This is a genomic window from Thioalkalivibrio sp. ALJ15, from assembly GCF_000383695.1.
In the GTDB taxonomy this organism is placed as follows: Bacteria; Pseudomonadota; Gammaproteobacteria; order Ectothiorhodospirales; family Ectothiorhodospiraceae; genus Thioalkalivibrio.
On the sequence record NZ_KB912056.1, the window covers coordinates 404,947 to 427,693 of the forward strand.

19 protein-coding genes are annotated in these 22,747 nt (G+C 66.3%); 10 read left to right on the forward strand and 9 right to left on the reverse strand.

Features of this window, described 5'->3' with window-relative positions; genetic code table 11:
* Positions 1–9: 9 nt before the first annotated feature.
* The 6 genes from ccsB to G015_RS0101970 all read left to right on the forward strand — a co-directional run bounded on the left by ccsB (position 10) and on the right by G015_RS0101970 (position 6,722).
* The gene (gene ccsB / locus G015_RS0101945; RefSeq protein WP_012981454.1) at positions 10–1,182 is read left to right on the forward strand and encodes a c-type cytochrome biogenesis protein CcsB; all 1,173 of its coding nucleotides are present in this window, start codon (positions 10–12) and stop codon (positions 1,180–1,182) included.
* Positions 1,183–1,815 (forward strand): thiol:disulfide interchange protein DsbA/DsbL, encoded by a 633-nt coding sequence (locus G015_RS0101950; protein WP_012981453.1) that lies wholly within the window; start codon positions 1,183–1,185, stop codon positions 1,813–1,815.
* 41 nt (positions 1,816–1,856) lie between these two features.
* Positions 1,857–3,500, forward strand: coding sequence for an acetolactate synthase large subunit (locus G015_RS0101955; protein ID WP_012981452.1), 1,644 nt, complete (start codon positions 1,857–1,859; stop codon positions 3,498–3,500).
* Positions 3,501–3,547: 47 nt separating this feature from the next.
* Positions 3,548–4,420 (forward strand): endonuclease/exonuclease/phosphatase family protein, encoded by an 873-nt coding sequence (locus G015_RS0101960; protein WP_012981451.1) that lies wholly within the window; start codon positions 3,548–3,550, stop codon positions 4,418–4,420.
* A gap of 81 nt (positions 4,421–4,501) precedes the next feature.
* A complete protein-coding gene (locus G015_RS0101965) occupies positions 4,502–5,803 on the forward strand; it encodes a GGDEF domain-containing protein (RefSeq protein ID WP_012981450.1) in 1,302 nt (433 codons plus the stop codon).
* Between the two features lie 34 nt (positions 5,804–5,837).
* A complete protein-coding gene (locus G015_RS0101970) occupies positions 5,838–6,722 on the forward strand; it encodes a carbohydrate kinase (protein WP_012981449.1) in 885 nt (294 codons plus the stop codon).
* 58 nt (positions 6,723–6,780) lie between these two features.
* On the opposite strand, the gene asnB is transcribed toward G015_RS0101970, so the two are convergent.
* The 8 genes from asnB to G015_RS0102010 form a co-directional block, all read right to left on the reverse strand.
* Positions 6,781–8,799: an asparagine synthase (glutamine-hydrolyzing) gene (asnB, locus tag G015_RS0101975; RefSeq protein WP_012981448.1), complete on the reverse strand. Its 2,019-nt coding sequence runs from the start codon at positions 8,797–8,799 to the stop codon at positions 6,781–6,783.
* A gap of 89 nt (positions 8,800–8,888) precedes the next feature.
* Positions 8,889–9,971, reverse strand: coding sequence for an aspartate carbamoyltransferase (locus G015_RS0101980; RefSeq protein ID WP_012981447.1), 1,083 nt, complete (start codon positions 9,969–9,971; stop codon positions 8,889–8,891).
* Positions 9,959–10,081 carry a hypothetical protein gene (locus tag G015_RS14425; RefSeq protein ID WP_012981446.1) on the reverse strand — a complete coding sequence of 41 codons (123 nt, stop codon included), beginning with the start codon at positions 10,079–10,081 and terminating at the stop codon, positions 9,959–9,961. Before G015_RS14425 ends, G015_RS0101980 begins: the two co-directional genes overlap by 13 nt.
* Entirely contained in the window at positions 10,078–11,544 is a 1,467-nt protein-coding gene (locus G015_RS0101990; protein ID WP_012981445.1) for a sodium:solute symporter family protein, read from the reverse strand. Before G015_RS0101990 ends, G015_RS14425 begins: the two co-directional genes overlap by 4 nt.
* Positions 11,541–12,284 (reverse strand): cysteine hydrolase family protein, encoded by a 744-nt coding sequence (locus G015_RS0101995; protein WP_012981444.1) that lies wholly within the window; start codon positions 12,282–12,284, stop codon positions 11,541–11,543. Before G015_RS0101995 ends, G015_RS0101990 begins: the two co-directional genes overlap by 4 nt.
* Positions 12,285–12,320: 36 nt before the next feature.
* Positions 12,321–13,562, reverse strand: coding sequence for a Zn-dependent hydrolase (locus G015_RS0102000; protein WP_012981443.1), 1,242 nt, complete (start codon positions 13,560–13,562; stop codon positions 12,321–12,323).
* Positions 13,563–13,631: 69 nt separating this feature from the next.
* Positions 13,632–14,033: a hypothetical protein gene (locus tag G015_RS0102005; protein WP_012981442.1), complete on the reverse strand. Its 402-nt coding sequence runs from the start codon at positions 14,031–14,033 to the stop codon at positions 13,632–13,634.
* A gap of 26 nt (positions 14,034–14,059) precedes the next feature.
* Positions 14,060–14,578: a MarR family winged helix-turn-helix transcriptional regulator gene (locus G015_RS0102010; RefSeq protein WP_012981441.1), complete on the reverse strand. Its 519-nt coding sequence runs from the start codon at positions 14,576–14,578 to the stop codon at positions 14,060–14,062.
* 287 nt (positions 14,579–14,865) lie between these two features.
* Between G015_RS0102010 and G015_RS0102015 the strand changes: the two genes are divergently transcribed.
* Together G015_RS0102015 and G015_RS0102020 are read left to right on the forward strand one after the other, a co-directional pair.
* Positions 14,866–15,918, forward strand: a complete 1,053-nt coding sequence (locus G015_RS0102015) for a porin (RefSeq protein ID WP_012981440.1) — start codon at positions 14,866–14,868, stop codon at positions 15,916–15,918.
* 240 nt (positions 15,919–16,158) lie between these two features.
* Positions 16,159–17,778, forward strand: coding sequence for a BCCT family transporter (locus G015_RS0102020; protein ID WP_012981439.1), 1,620 nt, complete (start codon positions 16,159–16,161; stop codon positions 17,776–17,778).
* 150 nt (positions 17,779–17,928) lie between these two features.
* Here the strand turns inward: G015_RS0102020 and G015_RS0102025 are convergent, their stop codons facing one another.
* A complete protein-coding gene (locus G015_RS0102025) occupies positions 17,929–18,948 on the reverse strand; it encodes a porin (protein ID WP_018993374.1) in 1,020 nt (339 codons plus the stop codon).
* A gap of 246 nt (positions 18,949–19,194) precedes the next feature.
* Here G015_RS0102025 and G015_RS0102030 point away from each other — a divergent pair, with 246 nt between their 5' ends.
* Together G015_RS0102030 and G015_RS0102035 are read left to right on the forward strand one after the other, a co-directional pair.
* On the forward strand, positions 19,195–20,607 hold the full coding sequence (locus G015_RS0102030) for a hypothetical protein (RefSeq protein ID WP_020146071.1): 1,413 nt from the start codon (positions 19,195–19,197) through the stop codon (positions 20,605–20,607).
* Positions 20,608–20,613: 6 nt separating this feature from the next.
* Positions 20,614–22,728 carry a TonB-dependent receptor family protein gene (locus G015_RS0102035; RefSeq protein WP_369773922.1) on the forward strand — a complete coding sequence of 705 codons (2,115 nt, stop codon included), beginning with the start codon at positions 20,614–20,616 and terminating at the stop codon, positions 22,726–22,728.
* Positions 22,729–22,747 lie beyond the last annotated feature (19 nt).

Below are 22,747 nucleotides of genomic sequence, written 5' to 3' on the forward strand. Positions count from 1 at the left end.
GAGCGATCCATGTCAGTACCCCATGAGGCCCTGGATTTTGAACGGCCCAGTATCTTCCGGCGCATCCGGCCGCTCGACTGGGCATACTTTGCGCTGGTGCTCGCCGTTGCGGTGATCGCTCACTGGCAGTATGGCCACCTGATGGATCGCTACGACACCGGCGGCCTGATCCTCGCCGCCGGCATGAGTGCCTGGTTGGGCTGGTTCTGGCGCCCCTGGCAGCTCTTTTCGATCATCGTCGCCGCGCTCTCGCTGTTCGGGGTCTGGTTGTACGGTGACGATCTGGCCCGGGGCAGCACCAACTTCTGGCTGAACTACATTGGCTCCGGCCAGGCCGGTGTGATGTGGATGAGCGTGATGCTCTACATGGCCACCGCGACCTACATCCTCGGCCTGTTCAGCAAATCCGACTTCCCGTCGCGCCTCGGGGCCGCTTTCGCCTGGATCGGCTCGGGCGCCGGCATGATGGCGCTGATGGTGCGCTGGCGCGAGATCTACCTGACCGACCCCAGCTGGGGCTACATCCCGGTGTCCAACCTCTACGAGGTATTCATCCTGCTGGCGGTAATGACCACGCTCATGTACCTGTACTACGAGCAGCGCACCGGTCAGCGCACCATGGGCGCCTTCGTGATGCTGGTGATCGCCGCCTCGGTGACTTTCCTGCTGTGGTACATGTGGGACCGCCAGGCGCACGAGATCGAACCGCTGGTGCCGGCCCTCAACTCCTGGTGGATGAAGATCCACGTACCGACCAACTTCGTCGGCTACGGCGGCTTTGCCATCGCGGCCATGCTGGGTGTGGCCTACCTGATCAAGCACCGTTTCGAGCGCACCCGGCCGGATGCCGCGATCACCCATCGGCTGCCCAGCAAGGATGCGCTGGACAGTGTGATGTACAAGGCCATCGCGATCGGTTTCGCCTTCTTCACCATCGCCACCGTACTGGGCGCGATGTGGGCGGCCGAGGCCTGGGGCGGCTACTGGACCTGGGATCCGAAGGAGACCTGGAGCCTGATTCTGTGGCTGACCTACGCGTCCTGGCTGCATATGCGCTTCACCAAGGGCTGGCGCGGCCCGGTCATGGCCTGGTGGGCCATCATCGGTCTGTTCGTGACCACCTTCACCTTCCTGGGCGTGAATATGTTCCTGTCCGGGCTGCATTCCTACGGAGAGCTGTAAATGAGGCGTCGTGATTTCCTGGGTGCCATGGGCGGTGCCGGATTGCTGCTGGCAACCGGCACCAGCCTGGCCCGCGAATACCGGGATGGTCAGAACTTCCGCACCATCCAGCCGCCGGTCGAAACCGGCCTGGAGGATGGCAAGATCCAGGTGGTCGAGGTCTTCTGGTATGGCTGCCCGCACTGCTACTCGTTCGAGCCCTATGTGCAGGAGTGGCAGAAGGGGCTGGATGACGATGTCGAGTTCGTCTATCTGCCCGCGCCGATGAACGATGTCTGGGCCCTGCATGCGCGCGTCTTCTACACCGCACAGAAGCTGGAAGTGCTGAACGAGGTCCATCAACCGTTCTACGACGCCATCCATGACCAGGGTCGCGAGCTGCGCTCGGAAAGCGCCATCCTGCGCTTTATCAACCAGCGCGGCCTCGACGCCGACGAGTTCCGCGAGGTGATGCGCTCCGAGGAGATCCGCCGCAAGGTCACCGAGGCCGGCCAGGACGTTCAGGAGTACGGCGTCGAGGGTGTGCCCACCCTGGTCATCGACGGCGAGGCCGTGGTCTCGGCCAGCATGACGCGCAGCCACGAGGAGATGCTCGACGTCGCCGATTTCCTGATCGAACGGGCCCGGGGCTGACCCCGCCCATGTCCAGGGTCCAGCGTCGGGTGGCGTAACGCGTGAGCACAACCGTCACTACGGCCCAGCGACTGGTCGAATGCCTGGAACAGGAACAGGTCGAGCGCGTGTTCGGCCTGCCGGGCGAAGAGAACATGGCCGTTCTCGACGCCCTGGCCGATTCCCCCATCGAGTTCATCACTACGCGCCACGAGCAGGGCGCGGCCTTCATGGCCGACGTCCATGGTCGCCTGTCCGGCCGTGCCGGGGTCTGCCTGGCGACCCTTGGCCCGGGGGCGACCAACCTGATCACCGGTGTCGCCGATGCCAACATGGATCACGCCCCGCTGGTCGCGATCGCGGGCCAGGCCAGCACTCACCGGCTGCACAAGGAGTCGCACCAGGTCCTTGACCTGAAGGGCCTGTTCCAGCCGATCACCAAGTACAGCTCCAGCGTGGTCGAGCCCGAGATACTGCCGGAGGTTGTCCGCAAAGCCTTCAAGTGGGCCGAGGGCGGCAAGCCCGGCGCCAGCTTCATTGAACTTCCGGAAAACGTGGCCGCCCTGCCATGCCCCAACCCGCCACTCCCGGTCCATGCCGGACCCGAGGCGGTGCCGGCCGAGGCCTCCCTGGAGGCCGCGGCGAAGTTGCTCAACGAGGCCCAGCATCCGCTGATCCTGGCGGGCAACGGCGTCATCCGCTCGGGAGCCAGCGGAGCCCTTTCGCAGCTGGCCTCCGCGCTGAATATCCCGGTCGCGAACACCTTCATGGCCAAGGGCGTGTTGCCGTTCCGCCACCCGCTGGCCCTGGGCTCGGTGGGCCTGCAAAGCCAGGATTTCGTCAATTTCGGCTTTCACAAGGCCGACGTCATCGTCTGTATCGGCTACGACCTGGTGGAATATCCACCCAGGCTCTGGCACCCGACCGGCGACCGCACACTGATCCACATCGACTCCGCCCCGGCCGAGGTCGATGGCCACTACAATGTCTCATCCGAGGTGATCGGCGACCTAAATACCTGCCTCGCCCGCCTCACGGATCTCGTGGACCCGCGCGAGGAGACCATCCTGCGCCCGCTGCGCCAGAACCTGATCGACGACATGAACGAGCATCGCGAGGACACCCAGTTCCCGCTGAAGCCGCAGAAGTTGATCTGGGACCTTCGCACCGCGGCCGAGCTCGACGCCGTGGTGATTACCGATGTCGGGGCGCACAAGCTCTGGATGGCGCGCATGTTCCGCTGCGAGCTCCCCAACACCTGCCTGATCTCGAACGGGTTCGCCAGCATGGGCATCGCCCTGCCGGGAGCGATCGCGGCGGCGGCGCTCTACCCCGAACGCCAGGTGATCGCGGTCACCGGAGACGCCGGCTTCCTGATGAATGTGCAGGAACTGGAAACGGCGGTGCGCCTGAACCAGAGCTTTGTCGTGCTGATCTGGAACGATAATGCGTACGGCCTGATCGAGTGGAAGCAGGTGCGCGAGTACGGGCGCAAGGCCTTCGTCGATTTCGGCAACCCGGATTTTGTCCAGCTGGCGCACTCGTTCGGCGCCAGCGGTGTGCGCATCGGCCCGGGCGACAGCCTGGAGGCCGCCCTGCGCGAGGCCCTCGCCACCCCCGGTGTCACCATCATCGACTGCCCGGTCGACTACAGCGAAAACCTGAAGCTGACGGAACGTTTGGGCGAGTTGGTCTGTCCATTCTAGGTAGTATCCGGGCGGACCTTCCGCCGTTCTCTGGGGAACAAAGCAGTATGACGGCCACGGCCAGCGGCAAGCATGCCGAACCCGTTCGCGCACAACCGGCCTCGCCGGAGGTACGCGGACTGACCTATCAGCACGACCAGGGCGCGCAGCGCCTGCGCCTGTTGAGTTTCAATGCCCAGGTGGGCATCCCCTCGTCGCGCCTGCACCACTATCTGACCAACTCCTGGAAGCACGTCCTTCCCTATAAGGGGCGGATCGGCAACCTGGATCGCGTGGCGCGTTTCATCTCCGACTTCGACATCGTCGGCGTCCAGGAGCTGGACGGTGGCAGCCTGCGCTCGAACTTCGTGGACCTGGCCTCCTATCTGTCGGAAAAGGCCCGCTTCCCGCATACCTACAATCGCATCAACCGCAATCTCGGCCAGTTCGCCAAACACTCGCTGGCCTTGTTTTCGCGGCTTGAGCCGGAACGGGTCGAGATGCACCGCCTGCCCGGGCCGCTGCCGGGGCGCGGGGCCATCGAGGCCCGTTACGCAATGGAAAATGGCGAGGAGCTGGTGCTGTTTCTGCTGCACCTGGCACTCGGCCGGCGCGCACGCCAGGCCCAGCTGGACTACGTCGCCGAACGGATCCAGTCGGAACGCCACGCCGTGGTGATGGGGGATCTCAACTGCCAGCAGGACAGCCTGGAGATCCGGCGTTTGGTCGCCCGTACCGGGCTGCTGGAGCCGATCAGCTGCCCGGCCACCTACCCCTCCTGGGATCCGCGCCTCGTGTTCGACCACATCCTGCTGACTCCGGACCTGCATGTCAGCGACATGCGCGTGTACAACGTGGCCCTGTCCGACCACCTCCCGGTCGGTATCGAGATCGAGCTGCCAGCCGCCCAGTCGCTACACGGAACCCGCCACACCGCCTGAGTCCCATCGCTGGCGTCCGCGTCGCGGACGCGGTTAAATGATCCCGGCACGTCCAGACCCCACAGCCCTTTCGGGAGCCCCATGTCCGCCAGCGAGATGCGCAGGACCATCATCGACCTCGAGCGCCGCCTGGAGCGCGAGCAGGTCCAGCAGGATGCACTGAGGCGGGTGGCCCTGAGGGCACTGGCGGTGGTCAGCGCCCGCGTGCCGACACTGGATGGCGCGGTTCAGGACCTGTCCCGCGCGGTGGAGTCCAGCCCGCCCGACTCTGCCTGGATGGATCGGCTGGGTGCACAGCTGGCCGACGCGGTCCGCAGCTCCGATCACCACGAGGACCTGGCCAGCGCTGTGCTCGAGGTCGTGCGCCGCGGACTGAACGGGTTCGATTTCCTGGACCCCGGCCTGGATGACCTGCATCGCGCGACCGAACGGCGCGACCGCTCGGAGATCGAACGAACGCTTTCTCAGCTCTTCCGGGTGCTGCACGACAAGTGCGAGCGCGCCATGTACGAGCGCGACGAGCTGTCGGACGTCGTGGGCGAGATCTGGCATCGCCTGGAAGACGTCGACTCGGCCCTGTCGGAAGACGAGAAACGCAGCGAACGTACACGCGCCTCGGTTGCCACCCTGCACGATGGCATCTCGGACAATGTCCGGGCCATGAAGGGCCGCATGGACGACCTGGAGGACATCGCCACCCTGCGCCAGGAGATCAGCCGGGGTCTGGATCGCGTGGTCGAACATGTGGCGGCCTTTCGCAATCAGCAGGAGAACGATCTGCTCGAGGCCCTGGAGCGCAACCGCCTCCTGCGAGCGAAGGGCCGTACGCTGGAGTCGCAGGTCAGTGCCCTGCGCAAGCGGCTGGATCAGGCGCGGGCGGAGGCCTACCGCGACAGCCTGACCGGGCTGCCCAATCGCACGGCTTTCGAGCGCTACCTCGATGGCCTGCGGGAGGACCTGGGGGCGGAGCAACCGGCCTGCCTGCTGGTCTGGGACATCGACCGCTTCAAGGCGATCAACGACGAATACGGCCACAGTGCCGGCGACAAGGTGCTGAAGGCCGTCGCAGAGATCCTGGCCGAGGGCGTGCGCAGCGAGGACTTCGTTGCGCGCTACGGGGGCGAGGAATTCGTGATGATCCTCACCTCCGACCCGGACACCTGCCAGCGCCGTGCCGATTCGATCCGCGAGGCCGTGGATCGCCTGATCGTACGGGCCGGCAAGACGCGGCTGCGCGTGACCATTTCGGCGGGCATGTGCCCGATCGCGGCCGGACAGTCCACCGCGGCCATCTTCGACGCCGCGGATCACGCCCTGCTACAGGCGAAGAAGCTCGGGCGCGATCGCGTGGAGCGGGCCGACCGCGAGCCACACCCTTCCTGATCCCCCGGGAGAATTTCCCTGATAGGAGGCCGTTGTGATTGCCGAGCCATCCCCCCAGCTGATCTTTGGCGAGGTCCTGTTCGATGTCTTTCCCGATGGACAGCGCGTCCTGGGCGGAGCGCCGTTCAATGTCGCCTGGAACCTGCATCAGCTCGGGGAGCCGGTCTGTTTCGTCGGCGGCATAGGCAACGACCCGGCGGGCGCCGCGGTGCAGGCCCGCATGGATGCGATCGGCATGGACGCCCGCGGGCTGTATCGGCACCCCGAAGCCCCGACCGGCGAAGTCCGGGTCGAACTCGCCCGCGGCGAGCCCAGCTACACCATCGTGCCGGACCAGGCCTACGACGACGTACCCGCAGCCTGGGCCGATGCGCTGCCCGCCTCCACGCCACTGCTCTACCACGGCACACTGGCCCTGCGCCGGGGGAATCACGACCTGCTGGCACGCCTGCGCGAACGCGCCGGGCACCGCTTCGTGGACGTGAACCTGCGCGACCCCTGGTATACGCGAGATACGACGCTGGACCTGATACGGGACGCCGACGTGGTGAAGCTGAACCAGGACGAGCTGGCTACCCTGGTCCCCGGGGCTGAGGATGACGAGGCGGAGGCCGCCCTGCTCGAGCAGGCGGGCATCCGTCAGGCCCTGGTCGTCACCGCCGGGGCCGACGGGGCGAGCATCCGCACCATCAACGGCGAGCGCTTTGCCGCCCCGGCCCCGTCGGTGCCCGAGCTGCGCGATGCGGTCGGGGCCGGCGATGCCTTTGCCAGTGTCGTCCTGCTGGGCATGCGGCAGGGCTGGGACTGGCCCGCCACGCTCGAACGCGCGCTGGCCTTCGCGGCGGCGGTCTGCACCCTGCAGGGCGCCACCAGCGACGACCCCGGCTTTTACCAGGGCGCCCGCAACAGCTGGGATTGAGCACCGGACGACCCGGTCCCCTCTTGCGAGGGAGTTCCTGGCCGTCCGTAACCCGGGTTTACGGCCGCCAGCCGAACTCGTCGGCCTTCTGGCGGGCCAGTGCCGGGATGTCGGTGGCGACGAACTTCTCGTGCAGGACCTGCACCCCGATCATGTGGTTGATCACCGCGTCCAGCTGTACCTGGGTGGCCGCCGGGGTGTTCTCGTCCTCGTGGATCTCGAACACACGACGCACGCCTTCCGGGTCCAGCAGACCCGCCTCGGCCACCTTCTCGGGCGACAGGTAGCGATCGGCCAGGGCCTTCATCGCTGCCCACTTGACCGGGTCGGTGTGCGCGGGTGGGGCCATGAATGCGAACTTCTCGCGCTCGTAGAGCACCTTCGGGAGCAGGCCCTTCATCGATTCGCGCAGCACGTACTTCTCGGTGCGGCCCTTGATGCGCAGGGTCGGCGGCAGGTGGGCGCAGAACTCGGCCAGGTGGTGGTCGAGAAACGGCGGGCGCGCCTCCATGGAGTTGGCCATGTCCATGCGGTCGCCACCCCAGGTCAGGATCTGGCCCTCCAGCATGGTCTTGATCCAGACGTACTGGGCCTTGTCCAGCGGATGCCGGCCATCCAGCATGTCGTCGTCCAGGGCGTTGGCGATCGCCTTGCCGGGCTGGTAGTCCTGCATGCGTTCGCGGCGCTCCGGCGCCAGCAGGCCGGGCACGTGCTCGGCTGCCGCCAGCCAGGGCTGCAGACAGGACGGCGTAAAGCCCATCATCTTCGTGAACTCGGGGTCGTCGACCTCGTCCTCGGCCAGCATCGCGCCGGAGAACAGCTCGTTGGACTCGTTCAGCATCTGCTGCCAGGCGGCGCGGTCAGCCTCCGGCAGGGTGTCCAGGCCGTGCAGGAACATGTCGCGGCGGAAGGCCGGGTAGCCACCGAACAGCTCGTCCGAGCCCTCGCCGGTCACCACCACCTTGTAGCCCGCCTCGTTCACGTGCCGGCTCATCAACAGCTTGGCCACCCCCAGCGTGTTGTAGATGGTGCGCTCGGCGTGCCACAGGGCCTCTTCGAAGTTGTCGTAGAGGTGGTCCGCATTCAGCTTCAGGATGTCCTGGTCGGCGCCGACGCTCTCGGCCATCTCGCGGGCAATCGCCGTTTCGTCGTAGTCGTCGTTGTCGAAGCCGATGGTGAAGGCCTTGACCGGCGACTGCTGGCTGGCCGAGGCCAGGCCCAGCGTGATGCAGGAGTCGATCCCGCCGGAGAGGTAGCAGGCGACCGGCACGTCGGCCTCCAGGCGCAGCTGGACGGCCTCCATCAACTGTTCCCGCACGCCCTCGATCCAGTAGTTCTCGTCGGCATCCTCCTCCGGCGGGCGCTCGGAGGCCAGCGGGAAGTCCATGTCCCAGTACTTCTCCTGGCGCACCTTCAGCTTGCCGTGGGCCCGTTCGACGATGACCATGTGGCCGGGCTTCACTTGGTGGATGCCCTCGAACGCAGTGGTGCCCGGGACCATGGTCTGCATCAGCTGGTGGTACAGGCCGTCATCGGCAAACTGGCGCGGGACGTCGGGATTGGCGAACAGCACCTTCAGCTCGGAGCCGAACACGAAGCTGCCATTGGCCTCGGTGAAATACAGCGGCTTGATGCCGAAGCGGTCGCGGATCAGCACCAGGCGATCATGCTCGCGGTCATACAGCGAGATCGCGAACTCGCCGCGGAAGTGCTTGATCGCATCCTCCAGCCCCTCGCGCCGGTACAGGTGCATGACCATCTCGGAGTCGCTCTTGGTGCGGAACTGCACGCCGCGCGAGGTCAGGTCGGTACGGATGCGCTTGTAGTCGTACAGCTCGCCGTTGACCGCGGTCATGATCGATCCGTCGGTCATACAGAACGGCTGGCGGCCGCGGTTTTCGTCCAGGTCGATGATCGACAGGCGGGCATGGGAGAAGCCCACGCCGCGGTCGTCCAGCGTCTTGTAGCCGAAGCCGTCGGGGCCGCGGTGATACTGGATCGCGGCCATGTTGACCAGGGTCTGCGGGTCCACCTTGCGGTTGGGGTCGGCGTGAAAGATTCCGGCGATGCCACACATGGCATGTCTCCTTGGTTCGATTCCGTGGGTGCGAGCGGGGCGCGGTTTACGGCGCGCCACGCCGCTCGCGGTTCAAGTTCGACTTTGGCTCAGTCTTCCGGGGTATCCATGACCGCGCTGATCCGGCGGACCACCGTGGTCAGCAGCGCCATGCGCACGAACACGGCCCCGCGGGCCTGGGCGAAGTACCAGTTGTGCGGGGTGTCGTCGAGGTCCGTGGACAGCTCGTCACCGCGTGCCAGCGGGTGCAGGATGACCGCGCCCTTCTTGAGCGGGGAGTTGCGATCCAGCTTCAGGCCCTCGCCCATGGACTCGAACGTATCCCCCACCCAGGCAATGGCGTTGATGTAGACGACGTCCAGCTCCGGCAGCAGCGGGTCCAGTTCGTGCACCACGCGCAGCTTCAGGCCGGCCTCTTCCAACTCCTCGCGCTGACCCGGGTCAAAGTTCTCGTCCTCGCGCGAGATGATCACGACCTCTTCGATTGCCTCCGGGAACAGGCTTAGCAGGCGCAGCAGCGAACGCACCGTGCGCATGCGCGAGGGCACCCCGATGATACCGACCTTGATGCGGTCCTCCGGCGCCACCGGGCCGGTGAACAGCTCCGGTCGCCACTTGGCCAGGGTGTAGACGTCCGCCAGCGCCTGGGTCGGATGCTCGTCGATCCCGTTGCCCGCGTTGACCAGCGGGATGCGCAGGTTCTCCAGCATGTTGTGCGCCGCCTCGCCATCCGAGGAGCGCAGCACCAGCACGTCGCCGTAGTTGTTGAACATCTCGGCGATGTCCGCCAGCGACTCGCCCTTGGCGATGCCGGTGCTCTTGGGGTCGGTGATCGACATCACCGCCCCGCCAAGCCGGTGCCAGGCGCTCTCGAAGGACAGCCGCGTGCGCGTGGACGGCTCGTAGAACGCACTGATCAGAATCTTGCCGGCCAGCGGCAGGTGCATCAGCGCCGGAGTGGTCTCGTACTGCGCCGCCAGACGGAACAGCTGCAGCAGTTCATCGCGCGAGAACTGCTGACTGGAGACCACATGCGCGGCCGCCAGCTTCAGGAGCGGGTCCGGGTCTTCCTCCACGGCCTCAAGGAGCGCCTTCGGGCGGTCGGTGCCGGCGGCGCCGTCTTTCGGGTGGAGCACGTGCAGGGGATCTTCGGTGTAGTTCACCAGAGGCATCCTTTTTTCCAGTCGCGAATGAACAGGGCCAGCAGCAGGATCGGGGTCAGGGTGGCGACCAGCGTGGCAACCACAACGATCACGGACAAGGCAGTCGACGAGATCATCATGCGGTCCGGACCTCCTCGGCCGCGGCGTCGCGGGACAGGCGACCCCAGTCGAACGGCCGCGGCGCCAGCCAGGTACTCAGCACCATCACGGCCAGGGAGACGGCCGCGCCCACCAGTGCCGCGACATAGAAGCCGATCAGGAAATAGCTGGCCAGCCCAATGCCCGACCCCAGTATCATCGACCAGGCCGCGCCCTGAGGGTTCGCCCGCCGCCAGTACAGCCCGGCGACGATCGGCCAGATCGCCGAGGCCACGAAGGCCCCCGTAAAGTACAGCAGTTCGGCCAGCGAGCCGATGATCGGCAGCGAGCCGCGATAGCTCGCGGCCAGCCAGGTCAGCAGACCCAGCAGCACAACGATCACCTTGGTCGCGCGGAACTGGCTCTGCTCGCTGGCCTGCGGGCGGATATGGCCGCGGTAGATATCGCGGGTGACCAGGTCCGAGGTGGCCGCCAGCAGCGAGTCGAGGCTCGAGGCCAAGGCGGCGAAGACGACGATGAAGACCACGATCGCGCCGGTCAGGCCGAGGACCTCGGCCGCGACCAGCGGCCCGACCATGTCCGCGGCGGGCACGTTGATGCCCAGCGCCGGCGTGGCCAGGGCGAGGAAGCCGGCGACGATCGGGATCGGCAGCCACAGCAGCCCGCCCAGCAGGTAGGCACGAAAGCCGACGTTGCGGCCAAAGGCAAAGGCGCGCGACCACCAGACGTTGGAGTGGAAGATCTCGCCGACCCCGAACAGCAGGTTGTTGAACAGGAACATTATTGCGGCCGGGAACAGCAGACTCAGCAGTTCCGGGCGCTCTTCCATCAGGTTGAAATGGATCGCCTCGAACCCAACCTTGTCGATGGTCAGCCAGGCGATGAACGCCGCACCCGCGATGATGATGATGGTCTGGATGAAGTCCGTACCGATAACCGCGCGCAGACCGCCCAGCAGGGTGTAGATCACGCAGACCGTGAGGATCACGGTCATGCCCACGCGATAGTCGATCCCGGCCAGGGCATTGATCAGCACCCCGCCGGCCATCGCCATCGACACAAGCCAGCCGAAGGCGTAGATCAGCGAGACCACCAGGAATACCCGCCAGGTAAAGGTGCCGAAGCGCAGCCGGATGAAGTCCCCGGAGGTGAAGCCGCGCGGCATCAGCTCGCGGATGCGACGAGCCAGCGGCGCGAACAGGATCAGGCCCAGCGCCCCCAGGGAATACCCGAGCATGCCCCAGACGCCCAGCTGCAACGCCAGCTGCGGGGCGGTCATCGTGGTGTTGGCCGTCACCCAGGTGGCCATCGCAGTCGCGGTGGCCAGCGCCAGCCCGACGTTGCGCCCGGCCAGCATGTGGTCCTCGGCGGTCTTGTTGTGACGACCCAGCCACCAGCCGAGCGCCACCCAGAGGATGCTGAACGCGATCAGCAGCCCCCAGGCGATGGAACTCGGGAGGATCGGGTCGTCGAGGCCGGTCACGAGGCCTCCTTCACCTTCTTGATCTCGCGGATCGCCTCGTCGGTGGTCATCACGCGGGCGTAGCGATCCTTGATGGTGGTGATCGTCGCCTTCTGCATCTCCGGGGTCACCGTGGCGGTGGCGTCGTCCATCAGCGTGACATAGAAACCCAGGTCACAGGCATCGCGCACGGCCGTGGATACGCACTCGTTCGAGTACACACCCACGATGAACAGTGCCGAGATGTTCAGGTTGCGCAGGATGTAGTGCAGGTTGGTCGAATTGAAGACGCCGCTAGCGGTCTTGTCCAGCACGATCTCGTCGCCCACCGGTGCGACCTGCTCGACGAACTCCGCATCCTTGGAGCCGGGCGCGGCATGCAGGTTCAGGCGCTTGTGGCCCGGGCTGCGGTCGCGCCCGTCGTGGGTCAGCGAACGGATACGCGTGTGGATGACCTCCAGCCCCTGCTCGCGGAATGCATCCTGCAGCCGGCGCACGTTCGGCAGCACCGTCTGCTCCAGGCGGTTGAAGTAGTACTCCTGCGCCTCGGGCGGCACGCCGGACTGCACCGAGTCGGCGAACACCCCATGACCGCGCGCGGCATCCAGGTACTGCAGGTCAATGCACAGCAGGGCGACGTGGTGCTCGCGCAGTTCCTGACGCAGCACCGGGGTCGTGATCAGGCTCTCCTGGTACTGCTCGCGCAGCGGGTCCAGGGAGTCGTAGTCAGTGAGCTGGGAGACGTTGTCGTTATTGGCCATGCCGGGCGGTCCTTGGGTCGCGGTGATCGGGGATGCTCACGAACGGGCGGCCAGGGCCAGGGCGCTTTGCAGCGTCAGGTTGGCGCCGGTCTCGATGTCCTCCCAGTTTGTCCATTCCGCCGCGGAATGGCTACGCCCCTGCAGGCTCGGTACGAAGATCATGCCAGTACGCGTGATTGCACTCATGCTCTGGGTGTCGTGCGCAGCGCCGCTGGGCATGGTCAGGTACTCCAGCCCCATGCGTTCGGCGGTCGCCTCGATGGTCTGCACGATGCCCGTGTCGCAGCGCACCGGATCGATCTCCGAGAGCACGTCGAACTCGAACATCAGGTCACGCCGGCGCGCGAGGCTGGACAGCGTGCGGCGGGCCGCGTGGGCCAGCGCGGTCAATACCTTCTCGTCGGTATCGCGCACCTCGAAGGAGAAGGTCGCCATGCCCGGCACGGTGTTCGCCGCGCCCGGCGAGAGCTCTACGCGGCCGATAGTCGCGCGCGAGTTCGGGCTGCCGTGCTCCTCCAGCAGACGATTGATCTCGCCGCCGAATTCGGCCAGCCCCTGGAACGCGTCGATGCGCATGTCCATCGGCGTGGTGCCCGCATGGTTCGGCTGGCCCTTCAGGCGCACCTCCCACTTGAACAGGCCGGTGATGGCCTCGACCACGCCCACGCTCAGGCCGCGGCGATCCAGCACCGGGCCCTGCTCGATATGGGTCTCGATGAAGGCATGCAGGGTGTGCGGGTCGCGTCGCGCGCTCAGGGCGTCGTCGGCATTCAGGCCCCAGTTGGCCATCGCCTCGACCAGGGTGATGCCCTCGAGGTCACGGGCATGGCTGATGCTCTCCGGGGTCAGCTTTCCGGCCATCGCCTGGGAGCCGAACATGCCGCCGAAGCGGCCCTCCTCGTCAGTGAAGTCGATGACCTCCAGCGGGTACTGCAAGTCGACCTCATGTTCCTTGGCCGTGCGCAGCACCTCCAGCCCGATCAGCACCCCCAGGGCACCATCCAGCGGGCCACCACCGGGGACGGTATCGAGATGCGAGCCCATGGCGACCACCGGGCGCTTGCCGTCGTAGTCCAGGCGACCGTGCAGGTTGGCAGCGCCATCCTGCCAGACGTCGAGGCCCGCGGCCTCCAGGCGGCCGCGAAACCACTCGCGCCCCGCGCGGTCGCCCTCGCTGAACGCCCGGCGGTGCAAACCACGGTCGGCATCGCGTCCAATCTGCCCCAGCTCGGTAATGTCCTGCTGCAGGCGCTGCATGTTGATCTTGAGTTCGTGCATCGTGTTCTCCGATAGGGCCGCCGGCCCCGGTCGCGGTACACGCGGATCGACGGGGCGGGGCAGGTGAATTCAGTCGCGCGGGCGACCGCGCAGGATGGCCACGATCAGGACCAGAAAGACGACGCCTCCCAGCGCGAAGAAGCCGAACGCGCGGGCCAGGCTGTGGTGCGCCACATCGATCCGGGCCTCGTCGGCCCAGTCGTCCGCGCCATCGGCCCGCAGGCGAAAGCGATATTCGCCGTCCGGGAGGCCGCTGACTACGCTGCTGGTGTCGCCACCGCGATAGATCACGCGGGCGTCGTCGAAGTCCGGACCGCTCGCCTGTTCGAGTTCGACGGGCCCCTCGGCGTTCCATTCGAGGGTTAGACCGCCATCACGCGAGTCCGTGGGCGGGTCGTCGAATCGGGGCTCGGCCAGTACAACCAGCGGCAGCAGCAGAAGCAGCAGGCTGGCGGGCAGGAGGGAGCGCATGGCGCGTTACCTGGCGGCCACGCCGCTCAGGTTTTCACCTCGAACGGCTGCAGACCGGCACGAGGCTCGGTGGTGTTCATCGCCTCGACCAGGAGGGTAAGCCCTTCGTCCAGATCCGCCAGCCGCTCGGGCGGGAGAGCGTGCAACGCGCGGTTCAACTCGCCCTGGGGGGCTGCCGGGGCGTCGGACAGGAGCGCCTCCCCCTTGGGCGTGACATACAGCCGCACGATGCGCTGGTCCTTCTCCGGGCGGCGGCGCTCGACGAGCCCGCTGTATTCCAGCTTGTCCAGCAGGTTCGAGGTGGTCGAGGCATGCACCGACAGCCGGCGCGAAAGGTCGCTGACATTCAGCCCGGGCGTGCGCTGCAGCTCCCACAGGGCCCACAACTGCGAGGCACTGATCCCGCAGGCACGCTCCACTGCCCGCGAATGCCCCTGCAGGGCGCGGATGATCACGCGCAGCTGACGGATCACGGAACGCGACAGATCCGGTTCCCCTTCCGTCGCGGGGCGATGAGGTTCGTTCTGGGCAGAAACAGCTGACATCACAGTCGGACTCAGTATGGCAAATGCCATATAGTTTTGTACAAAAATAATGGAGTTGCAACTTGTCCTTTGCTGGCGAAAGCGGCGAGCGCGTTCTATTAATGGGGTTTCCGGCTAGCCGAGGTCACCAGGATCCGGTCTCTGGGCAACAAAACGGGCCTCTCGTTAGCCATACGCGACAGAAACGGTTGTGGCGGTTCCTCGGGAGCTCGCCATCGGTCCCCCGGGGGTACAGGGGCCTGTTTCTCTTTCGGATTCCAGGATCGAACTGCCAAAAGGAACGAATAATGAAAAACAACATTTCGTGGAGTCTCACTCCACTGGCCGGGGCCGTTGCCACGGCGCTTCTTCTGGCGCCAGCGGTCAGCCCCGCAGAACAGGAGGGTGCAGGGGGCGTCGAGTTCGATTTCTACGGGTCACTGAGACTGCAGTACGAAACGGCGGACCCGGATGGCGAGGACAGCTATGACGGCTTCCGGGATGCCTATTCACGCATCGGCTTCAACGCCAACTATGAGATCAATGAAAGCCTGAACGCGTTTGCGCAGCTGGAAATCCCGCTCGACCTGGCCAACGGCCGAGTACAGGACCCCTTCAGTGGCGAAGACGAGGACGTCCGCATCGGCAAGGTCGGGCTCGACGGCGCATTCGGTACCGTGGCGTATGGCCGCGATTGGCTGCCGTATTACAACGCGATCGCCTTCCCGGTGGACATGTTCTACTCCTACCAGAGCGGCTTCGCGACCTATACGACCTTCCGTGAGAGCAACAGCCTCATGTACTACTCTCCGGACTTCAACGGCTTCTCGTTCGCGGCCTCCTACAGCGCGAACGGCGGCTACGACGATGCATCGGGCTCTCCAGATGATCGCTACCAGGTGACCGGTTCGTACGCCTTCGGCGACACGACTCTTTCCGTCGGGGTCGATGATGCCAATGGCGAGCAGAACACTCGGATCTGGGGGGTGTCCGCGATGCACAGCATGGGCCCATGGTCGATGGGTGCCAAGGTCGAATACATTGAAAGCGACCAGGACGCCGGGGCCTTCGGGGACGACGGCGACGTCGCCGCGAACATCTACGCCGCCTACGCCGTGGGGCAACATATATTCCACGGAACCTACGCCAACGTCGACAACTACGGCGGAGACGTCTTCCACCTGGGCTACGCGTTCAACTGGATGGACGGGCTGTCCCTGTTTGCCGAGTACTACTACGAAGAAGAAGCAACCGGTGCGGTACCGGCATCAAGGGCCCGAGACACCGGCCGGGCCGGGGCTGACTTTCCCGAGGATGGAAGCAACAACGTGTTCATGGTCGGCATGCACTACAGCTTCTAGAAGCCAATCCGCCGCGCACGTTTGTTGCTCACCCGCTAGCGGGTGAGCAATGGAAGTCAGCCATGAAGGTCCCGAATTTTTCGTTTCGGATTCCGACGGCCGGATGCCAGAACGAAACGACTCGTACCTCGGGAGACGCGGTCTCAATCGAAGACTACCGCCCTGGCGGTCAGACAGTTCCAGGCGATGGACCGGAGAACGTCTGGACCAGCGTCCCCCAATCACACCAAGGAGGTGAGCGTGAGCGACAACGCACAAGACCCGAAACGGGAGATCGAGGAGCTCGAGGCCCGTTACGAGACCGATCACGAGATCGGGGAACAGAACATCAACCCGCTGGGACTGGATCTGCACAACCCGGTATTCGCCGTCAGCGCCCTGCTGATCCTCGCGTTCGTGATCCTGTCCCTGATGTTCCCGGAACAGGCCGACGAGGGCCTGGGCGCCACGCGTGCCTGGATCGGCGAGACCTTTGACTGGCTGTTCTTGTCGGCCGGCAACCTGTTCGTGCTGTTCTGTCTGGCCCTGATCCTGCTGCCGGTCGGGAGCATCCGGATTGGCGGCCAGGATGCGAAGCCGGACTTCAGCGTGCTGTCCTGGTTCTCGATGCTGTTCGCCGCCGGCATGGGCATCGGCCTGATGTTCTGGGCCGTGGCCGAACCGGTAGGCTACTTCACCGAGTGGTTCGGGACGCCCTTGGGCATCGAGGGCGGCACCGAGGAAGCGAAGCACGCGGCCCTGGGTGCGACGATGTATCACTGGGGCCTGCACCCATGGGCGATCTATGCCGTGGTAGGCCTGGCGCTGGCGTTCTTTGCCTTTAACAAGGGCCTGCCGCTGACCATTCGCTCCGCGTTCTACCCGATCTTCGGCGAGCGGATCTGGGGCCCGCTCGGGCATGTGATCGACACCCTGGCGGTACTGGCCACCCTGTTCGGCCTGGCCACCTCCCTGGGTCTTGGGGCGCAGCAGGCGGCATCGGGGCTGGAGTCGGTGTTCGGCATCGAAGCCGGCCTGAACACCCAGGTCGCGATCATCATCGGCGTCACGGTAATTGCCCTGTTGTCGATCATGCGCGGCATCCATGGCGGGGTGCGCGTGCTCAGCAACATCAACCTGACGCTGGCGGTGGTACTGCTACTGTTCGTGGCCCTGTTCGGCGGCTTTATCGCCTTCCTCTCCAATACCGGCATCACGCTGAGCGCCTACGCCCAGTACATGTGGCCGCTCAGCAACCCTGTGGGTCGTGACGACCAGACCTTCTATCACGAGTGGACGATCTTCTTCTGGGCCTGGTGGATCTCCTGGTCGCCGTTTGTCGGCATGTTCATCGCACGGGTCTCGCGCGGGCGCACGGTACGCCAGTTCGTGACCGCGGTGCTGCTGGTGCCAACGGCCGTGACCGTGATCTGGATGAGTGCCTTTGGCGGGACCGGCCTGGATCAGGCCCGCGACGGGGTCGGTGCACTGGCCGACGGCATCAGTGACTCCTCGCTGGCGCTGTTCCAGATGCTCGAGCACCTGCCGCTGACCACGATCACCTCACTGCTGGCAATCACCCTGGTCCTGGTTTTCTTCATCACCTCGTCAGACTCCGGCTCGCTGGTGATCGACTCGATCACCTCCGGCGGCAAGACCGACGCCCCGCAGTCCCAGCGCCTGTTCTGGGCCACGGTCGAGGGCGTGATCGCCGGTGTGCTGCTGGCGGTGGGTGGCGCGGCCGCGCTGCAGGCCCTGCAGGCCGGTGCCGTCAGCGCCGGCCTGCCCTTCGTGATCGTGCTGCTGTTCATGTGCGTCAGCCTGATGATGGGGCTGTTCCACGAACTCAAGCTGATCCGACTGAAGGAGGCGACGGGGTAACTCAGCAAGGCTCCGCCCTTTAGGCCGGCACAGGGCCAGATGCTCCCGGCCTGGCTGCTAGAGAAACAAAAACCCCCGCCGGGGCGTAGTCCGGCGGGGGTTTTTTGTTCAGCCGTGTCCCGGACCCCGGGACACGGCTGGGGCCACGACCTAGAAGTCGTAGCGCATGCCGATCGAGAAGGCGGTGGCGTTTTCGCCCAGCGCTCCGCCCGGGCCGGAGGTCCGTGCTGCACCCCAGGGCGTCAGGGCGGAGTGGTCGTCGTTGTCGACCAGCGCAATGTTGCCGTAGAAGCGCAGGTCGCTGTCGATACGATATTCCAGGCCAACGGCGTACATCGTGGCGTCGGCATCGTCCAGGTCGGAGTCCAGCTGGAAGACGTGGCCGTTCAAGTACATGCTCGGGGTCATCCGAAACTGACCGCCCAGTCCGTACACATCCGCCTCGTCACCGTTGACCGTCTCGGAATTCTGGTAGAGGCCGCCGATGCGGAAGGCCTCCGTGATGCGGTAGCCGACAGCAAGGCGCCAGGCGTCCGGGTTCACGTCACCGTCTTCCTGCTTTTCGTAGGCCAGCGCGCCGGTCCAGTCGCCCATGCTCAGGTTCAGCGAGGTCGAATAGGCCTTGTTGTCAGCGCCGTCCACCGTCGTGGCGCCATCGGTCTCGTTCGAGTACTGGATATTCCAGGTCAGGCCGCCGAAGCTCGGGGTCTGATAGTGGATGCTGTTGTTGAAACGCTCGTCGAAGCGCCCGGTCTGGGCGGCGGAACGTGTCAGGTTGCGCAGATCACCGACCTGGTCGCCAAAGAAGTTGGCCGGCCCGCGGGCCCGCTTGAACGGGGTATCGAACTTGCCGATGCGCAGCATCCCCCAACGGTCGCCCTTGATCCCGGCGAAGGTGTCACGGGTGGCGAAGTGGGTACCATCCGTGTCGAAGTCGATCTGCTGCTCGATCTGGAAAATGCCGGTGAGCTGGTCGCGGAACTCGCGTTCGCCACGAAAGCCCAGGCGGCTCGAATTGCTGGATATGTTGAACTCGTTGTAGTCGGCACCGTCGTCGAGGACGTCGGCGGACAGATGGGCACGCCCGTACAGCGTCCAGTCGGCGGTGGCCACAGCCGGGACGACGAGGCCCGCCGCGATCAGGCTGGTCAGCAGTTGCTTGCGATTCATAGGTTTTCTCCCCTAGGCGAATGCGTTCGATGCGTCGAAAAGCGGTCGCGACGCACAGGCATCCCGACCGGCCGCAAGCATGGGGAGGCCGGATGAAAGGCCGGTTAAGAAGCGGTGAAGATCCGGTTAAGGCGCAACACCGTTGCCCGGGGGGAGACAACGGAAGTGGAACCGAGCCCATCGTGGCCGGTCAGGTGGAAATGAGGCCTACGGGCTCAAGTGCTCACGATCAGGCAGGGGAGTTTCATGATGAAGCAGTCCGCAATCGCGGCGGCGGCCGCATTTTCGCTATTGGGGCCCGCGCTCGCACAGGCCGCTCCGCTTGGGGTCGCCCACGGGCTCGATCACCAGGACCGCGTGCTCGTGCATGCCGACGGGATGACCGCCGATGATGCGTTCATGACGCTGGGGGCACTAACGGTCAAGGGCCGCCTGATGCGCGACAGTGAGTTGGGGCATGACGACTACCGTCCGGAACTCGCCGATGGCCCGATGCGGGAGATCGGCGAGACCTGGCTCGGCCTGCTGGATACGGTGCACGGCAAGCTGGTAGATGAAGGGCGCATCCGCGCCCAGTCCGGCAGTGACGACGAGGCTGCTCCGGCGGCCTATGCCGATGCCGCGTATCTCTACCATATGCATCACAGCGGGGGTCGCTTCGAACACCTGGGCCTGTACGACGAGATCACCCACAACCCGGCACCGCTGATGTCGGCGCTGGCGGACCACCTGGTCAACGAACGCTACGCCGACGGCGAGGTGGCAGCGGCGAATGACTCGGGCACCGATGCCCTCGCCTTCGGCCTCGACGCCCTGCACGGCCCCGCATACGCCTGGGTGCGCCAGCACAAGCCGGGTGGCGAGGACGACATGGGGCAGCTGGAGCATGAGACCCTCGCGGGCTGGCTGGGCCACTCGCGCGACGACATGGTCGAGATCGCCCGGGCCATGGCGGACACCGCCGACGCGGCCTGGGATGATGATGCCGGGATGTTTGTCCGCGACCAGGGCGCGGAGTGGTCGGTGGATCAGGTCGGGGCGCTGCTGCGTGGCCTCAAGGGGGTCTACGAGACGCTCTACCTGTTCGGGGATCCGGACGATCAGGGGCGCGCCGAGACGCTGGCGGACCGCACTGCGTCCATCACCCGCGCCATCGTGTCCGAAGACGGGCCGATCCGCGACTGGGGCCTGCCCGAACGCATCGCGTTCGAGGACGGCGAGGCCCGTGCGGCCTCCGACCACGTCGACGTCGCCGCGCAATGGCGGTTCGTCCACCAGGTCACCGGCGGCTTTTCCCTGCTGCGCGAACGCGAGGGGACCGCAAAGCTGCTGAGCGAGCGGGCGCCGGAGCTGGAAGGCGAACTGGGTGCGGCGATCGATCGCCTGCTCGAGGGCGCGCTCGAATACCAGCTCGGGTCTGCCATCGTCCCCACACGCCTGGCCTACGAGGATGGATCGGTGACCGACCCGACCGTGACCACCCGATCCGTCGCGGCCTTCATGATGGCCGTGGCCAATGGCTACCGTACGGGCGAGGCCTTCGACCGCCCAGGGTCCTGGGGCGACGACGAGGCGCTGGCGGAACGCAGCCGGGCGCTGTACGACGCCTTCCTCGATCATGGCGAGCTCCTGACCGAGCAGCTGACCCTCCGGGACTAACGCGCGATGCCCAGGCGACCGGCAGACGGGCAGACCCGGAGCCTCAGGGGACCGGTCGCTCTGCTGCCGCTGTCCCTGCCGGTGCTGGGCCTGGCCGCTCCGACGGCCATCGCCGAGGACGACGTACCCGTGCTCGACCCGGTCGAGATCACGGTGACCGCGCCCAGGCTGGCTACACCGCTGGCGGACCTGCCGGCGGCGGTATCGCGGGTGGACGAGCGCCAGGCCACCGAGGGGCGGCAGGGCCTGCAGCTGGACGAGTCGCTGAATCGCGTTCCGGGGCTGTTCGCCCAGAACCGCTACAACTTCGCGCAGGACGCGCGCATCTCCATCCGCGGCTTCGGCTCGCGCGCACCGTTCGGGGTGCGCGGGCTGCGCATCCTGCAGGATGGCATCCCCGAGACCACCCCGGACGGCCAGTCACAGGTGGACGCCATCGACCTGCTGAACCTGCGCGACATCGAGGTCCTGCGCGGGCCCAGCGCCGCGCTGTACGGCAATGCCTCCGGTGGCGTGATCTCGGCGCGCACCCGCGACGGGCGCGACGCGCGTGGCTTTGGCGGCGGAGTCATGCTGGGCAGCTACGGCTATCGCCGCGCCGAGGCCATCGCCGAGCAGGATCACGGGACCCATCGCTACTCCCTGACGGCACACGACTTCGCCATCGACGGCTACCGCGACCAGTCCACCGCCGAGAAGCGCTACCTGCGCCTGCACACCGCCTCGGAGCTGGAGGCGGGGACGCTGAACTTCCACCTGCGTTACCTCGATGCCCCGCGCACCGACGACCCCGGCGGGCTCACGCGCGAGGAGATGCGCCAGAACCGGCGCGCGGCCGCCCCGCTGGCCACGGCCCTCGACAGCACCCAGGAGGCCGAGCAGCTGACGACGGGGCTGCAGTGGGAGCAGTCGCTCGGCCCCGGTGAATTGCGCCTCGGCGGGTTCTGGACCCAGCGCGACTACGCGCAGCAACTGCCATTTCCCGGCGACTCGCGGGTAGCCTACGAGCGCGACTTCTACGGGCTCAACGCCCAGTACGAACAGGACATCGGCCCGACCCGGGTGCTGACCGGGATCGACCTGGAGGAACAGCGCGACGACCGCACCCGCCGCTGTACCGATATCCAGGGACAGGCGAACTGTCCGGGCGGCACCCCCTCGATCGACGACCTTGCGCTGGACCAACGCGAGCGCGCCCGCTCACGCGGGGTGTTCGTGCAGACCGACACCGCGCTGGGGTCGGACTGGAACGTGGTGCTCGGCGCACGCCACGACCGCATCCGCATGTCCATCGATGACCACTTCGCCGATCGGGTGGGTGAACCGGACCGTTCGGATGCGCGGACCTTCCGCGAGACCAGCGCGATGGCGGGGCTGATCTGGCACTTCCAGCCGGACTACCGGGCCTACGTGAACGTGGCCACCAACTTCGAGACGCCGACCTTCACCGAGTTCGCGAACCCCGAGGGCGGAGGTGGATTCAACGACGGTCTCGACCCCCAGCGGGCACGCAGCATCGAGGTCGGCATCCGCCGCGAGGCCGGTCGCCTGGCCTGGGATGCCTCGGTCTACGCGACCCGCGTGCGCGACGAGATCGCCCCGTTCGAGGAGCCCAACGTGGACGGTCGCGCCTTCTACACCAACGCCGGCCGAACCGCGCGTAACGGCTTCGAGCTGGCGGTCGACTGGTCCGCAACGGAGCAGTGGACGCTGTCCAGCGCACTCAGCCTGAACGACTTCCGCTATCGGGACTTCGTGGACCAACAGGGCGAACGACGCGACGGCAACCGCCTGCCCGGGCTGCCGCGCGAGCAGTTGTTCGTGGAGGCCGACTGGCGCCAGGGCCCGTACTTTGTCACTGTCGATGCGCTGTACACGGGCGGGCGCTACGTGAACGACGCCAACGACGAACGGGTGGGCGGACAGACCACGCTGAACCTGCGCGCGGGCCGCCACTGGCAGGATGGCAACGCCCATGTCGAGGCCTTCGTGGCCGCGAACAACCTGCTGGACGCAGACAACGTCGACAACATCCGCATCAACGACGGCAACCGCCGCTATTACGAGCCGGCCCCCGGCCTGACCCTGATGGCCGGCATGCGCATGACCTTCGGGCGGTAAGCGCGCCCCACCACGCCGG

Excerpts from the sequence above, each read along its gene's own strand:
- G015_RS0101995 (WP_012981444.1), bottom strand. The coding sequence starts at position 12,284 with ATGGCCAATAACGACAACGTCTCCCAGCTCACTGACTACGACTCCCTG.
- G015_RS0101950 (WP_012981453.1), top strand. The coding sequence starts at position 1,183 with ATGAGGCGTCGTGATTTCCTGGGTGCCATGGGCGGTGCCGGATTGCTG.
- G015_RS0102030 (WP_020146071.1), top strand. The coding sequence starts at position 19,195 with ATGATGAAGCAGTCCGCAATCGCGGCGGCGGCCGCATTTTCGCTATTG.
- G015_RS0102005 (WP_012981442.1), bottom strand. The coding sequence starts at position 14,033 with ATGCGCTCCCTCCTGCCCGCCAGCCTGCTGCTTCTGCTGCTGCCGCTG.
- G015_RS0101980 (WP_012981447.1), bottom strand. The coding sequence starts at position 9,971 with ATGCCTCTGGTGAACTACACCGAAGATCCCCTGCACGTGCTCCACCCG.
- G015_RS0101965 (WP_012981450.1), top strand. The coding sequence starts at position 4,502 with ATGTCCGCCAGCGAGATGCGCAGGACCATCATCGACCTCGAGCGCCGC.
- G015_RS0102015 (WP_012981440.1), top strand. The coding sequence starts at position 14,866 with ATGAAAAACAACATTTCGTGGAGTCTCACTCCACTGGCCGGGGCCGTT.
- G015_RS0102035 (WP_369773922.1), top strand. The coding sequence starts at position 20,614 with ATGCCCAGGCGACCGGCAGACGGGCAGACCCGGAGCCTCAGGGGACCG.
- G015_RS0102000 (WP_012981443.1), bottom strand. The coding sequence starts at position 13,562 with ATGCACGAACTCAAGATCAACATGCAGCGCCTGCAGCAGGACATTACC.
- asnB (WP_012981448.1), bottom strand. The coding sequence starts at position 8,799 with ATGTGTGGCATCGCCGGAATCTTTCACGCCGACCCCAACCGCAAGGTG.
- G015_RS0102010 (WP_012981441.1), bottom strand. The coding sequence starts at position 14,578 with ATGTCAGCTGTTTCTGCCCAGAACGAACCTCATCGCCCCGCGACGGAA.
- ccsB (WP_012981454.1), top strand. The coding sequence starts at position 10 with ATGTCAGTACCCCATGAGGCCCTGGATTTTGAACGGCCCAGTATCTTC.
- G015_RS14425 (WP_012981446.1), bottom strand. The coding sequence starts at position 10,081 with ATGATGATCTCGTCGACTGCCTTGTCCGTGATCGTTGTGGTTGCCACG.
- G015_RS0101960 (WP_012981451.1), top strand. The coding sequence starts at position 3,548 with ATGACGGCCACGGCCAGCGGCAAGCATGCCGAACCCGTTCGCGCACAA.
- G015_RS0102025 (WP_018993374.1), bottom strand. The coding sequence starts at position 18,948 with ATGAATCGCAAGCAACTGCTGACCAGCCTGATCGCGGCGGGCCTCGTC.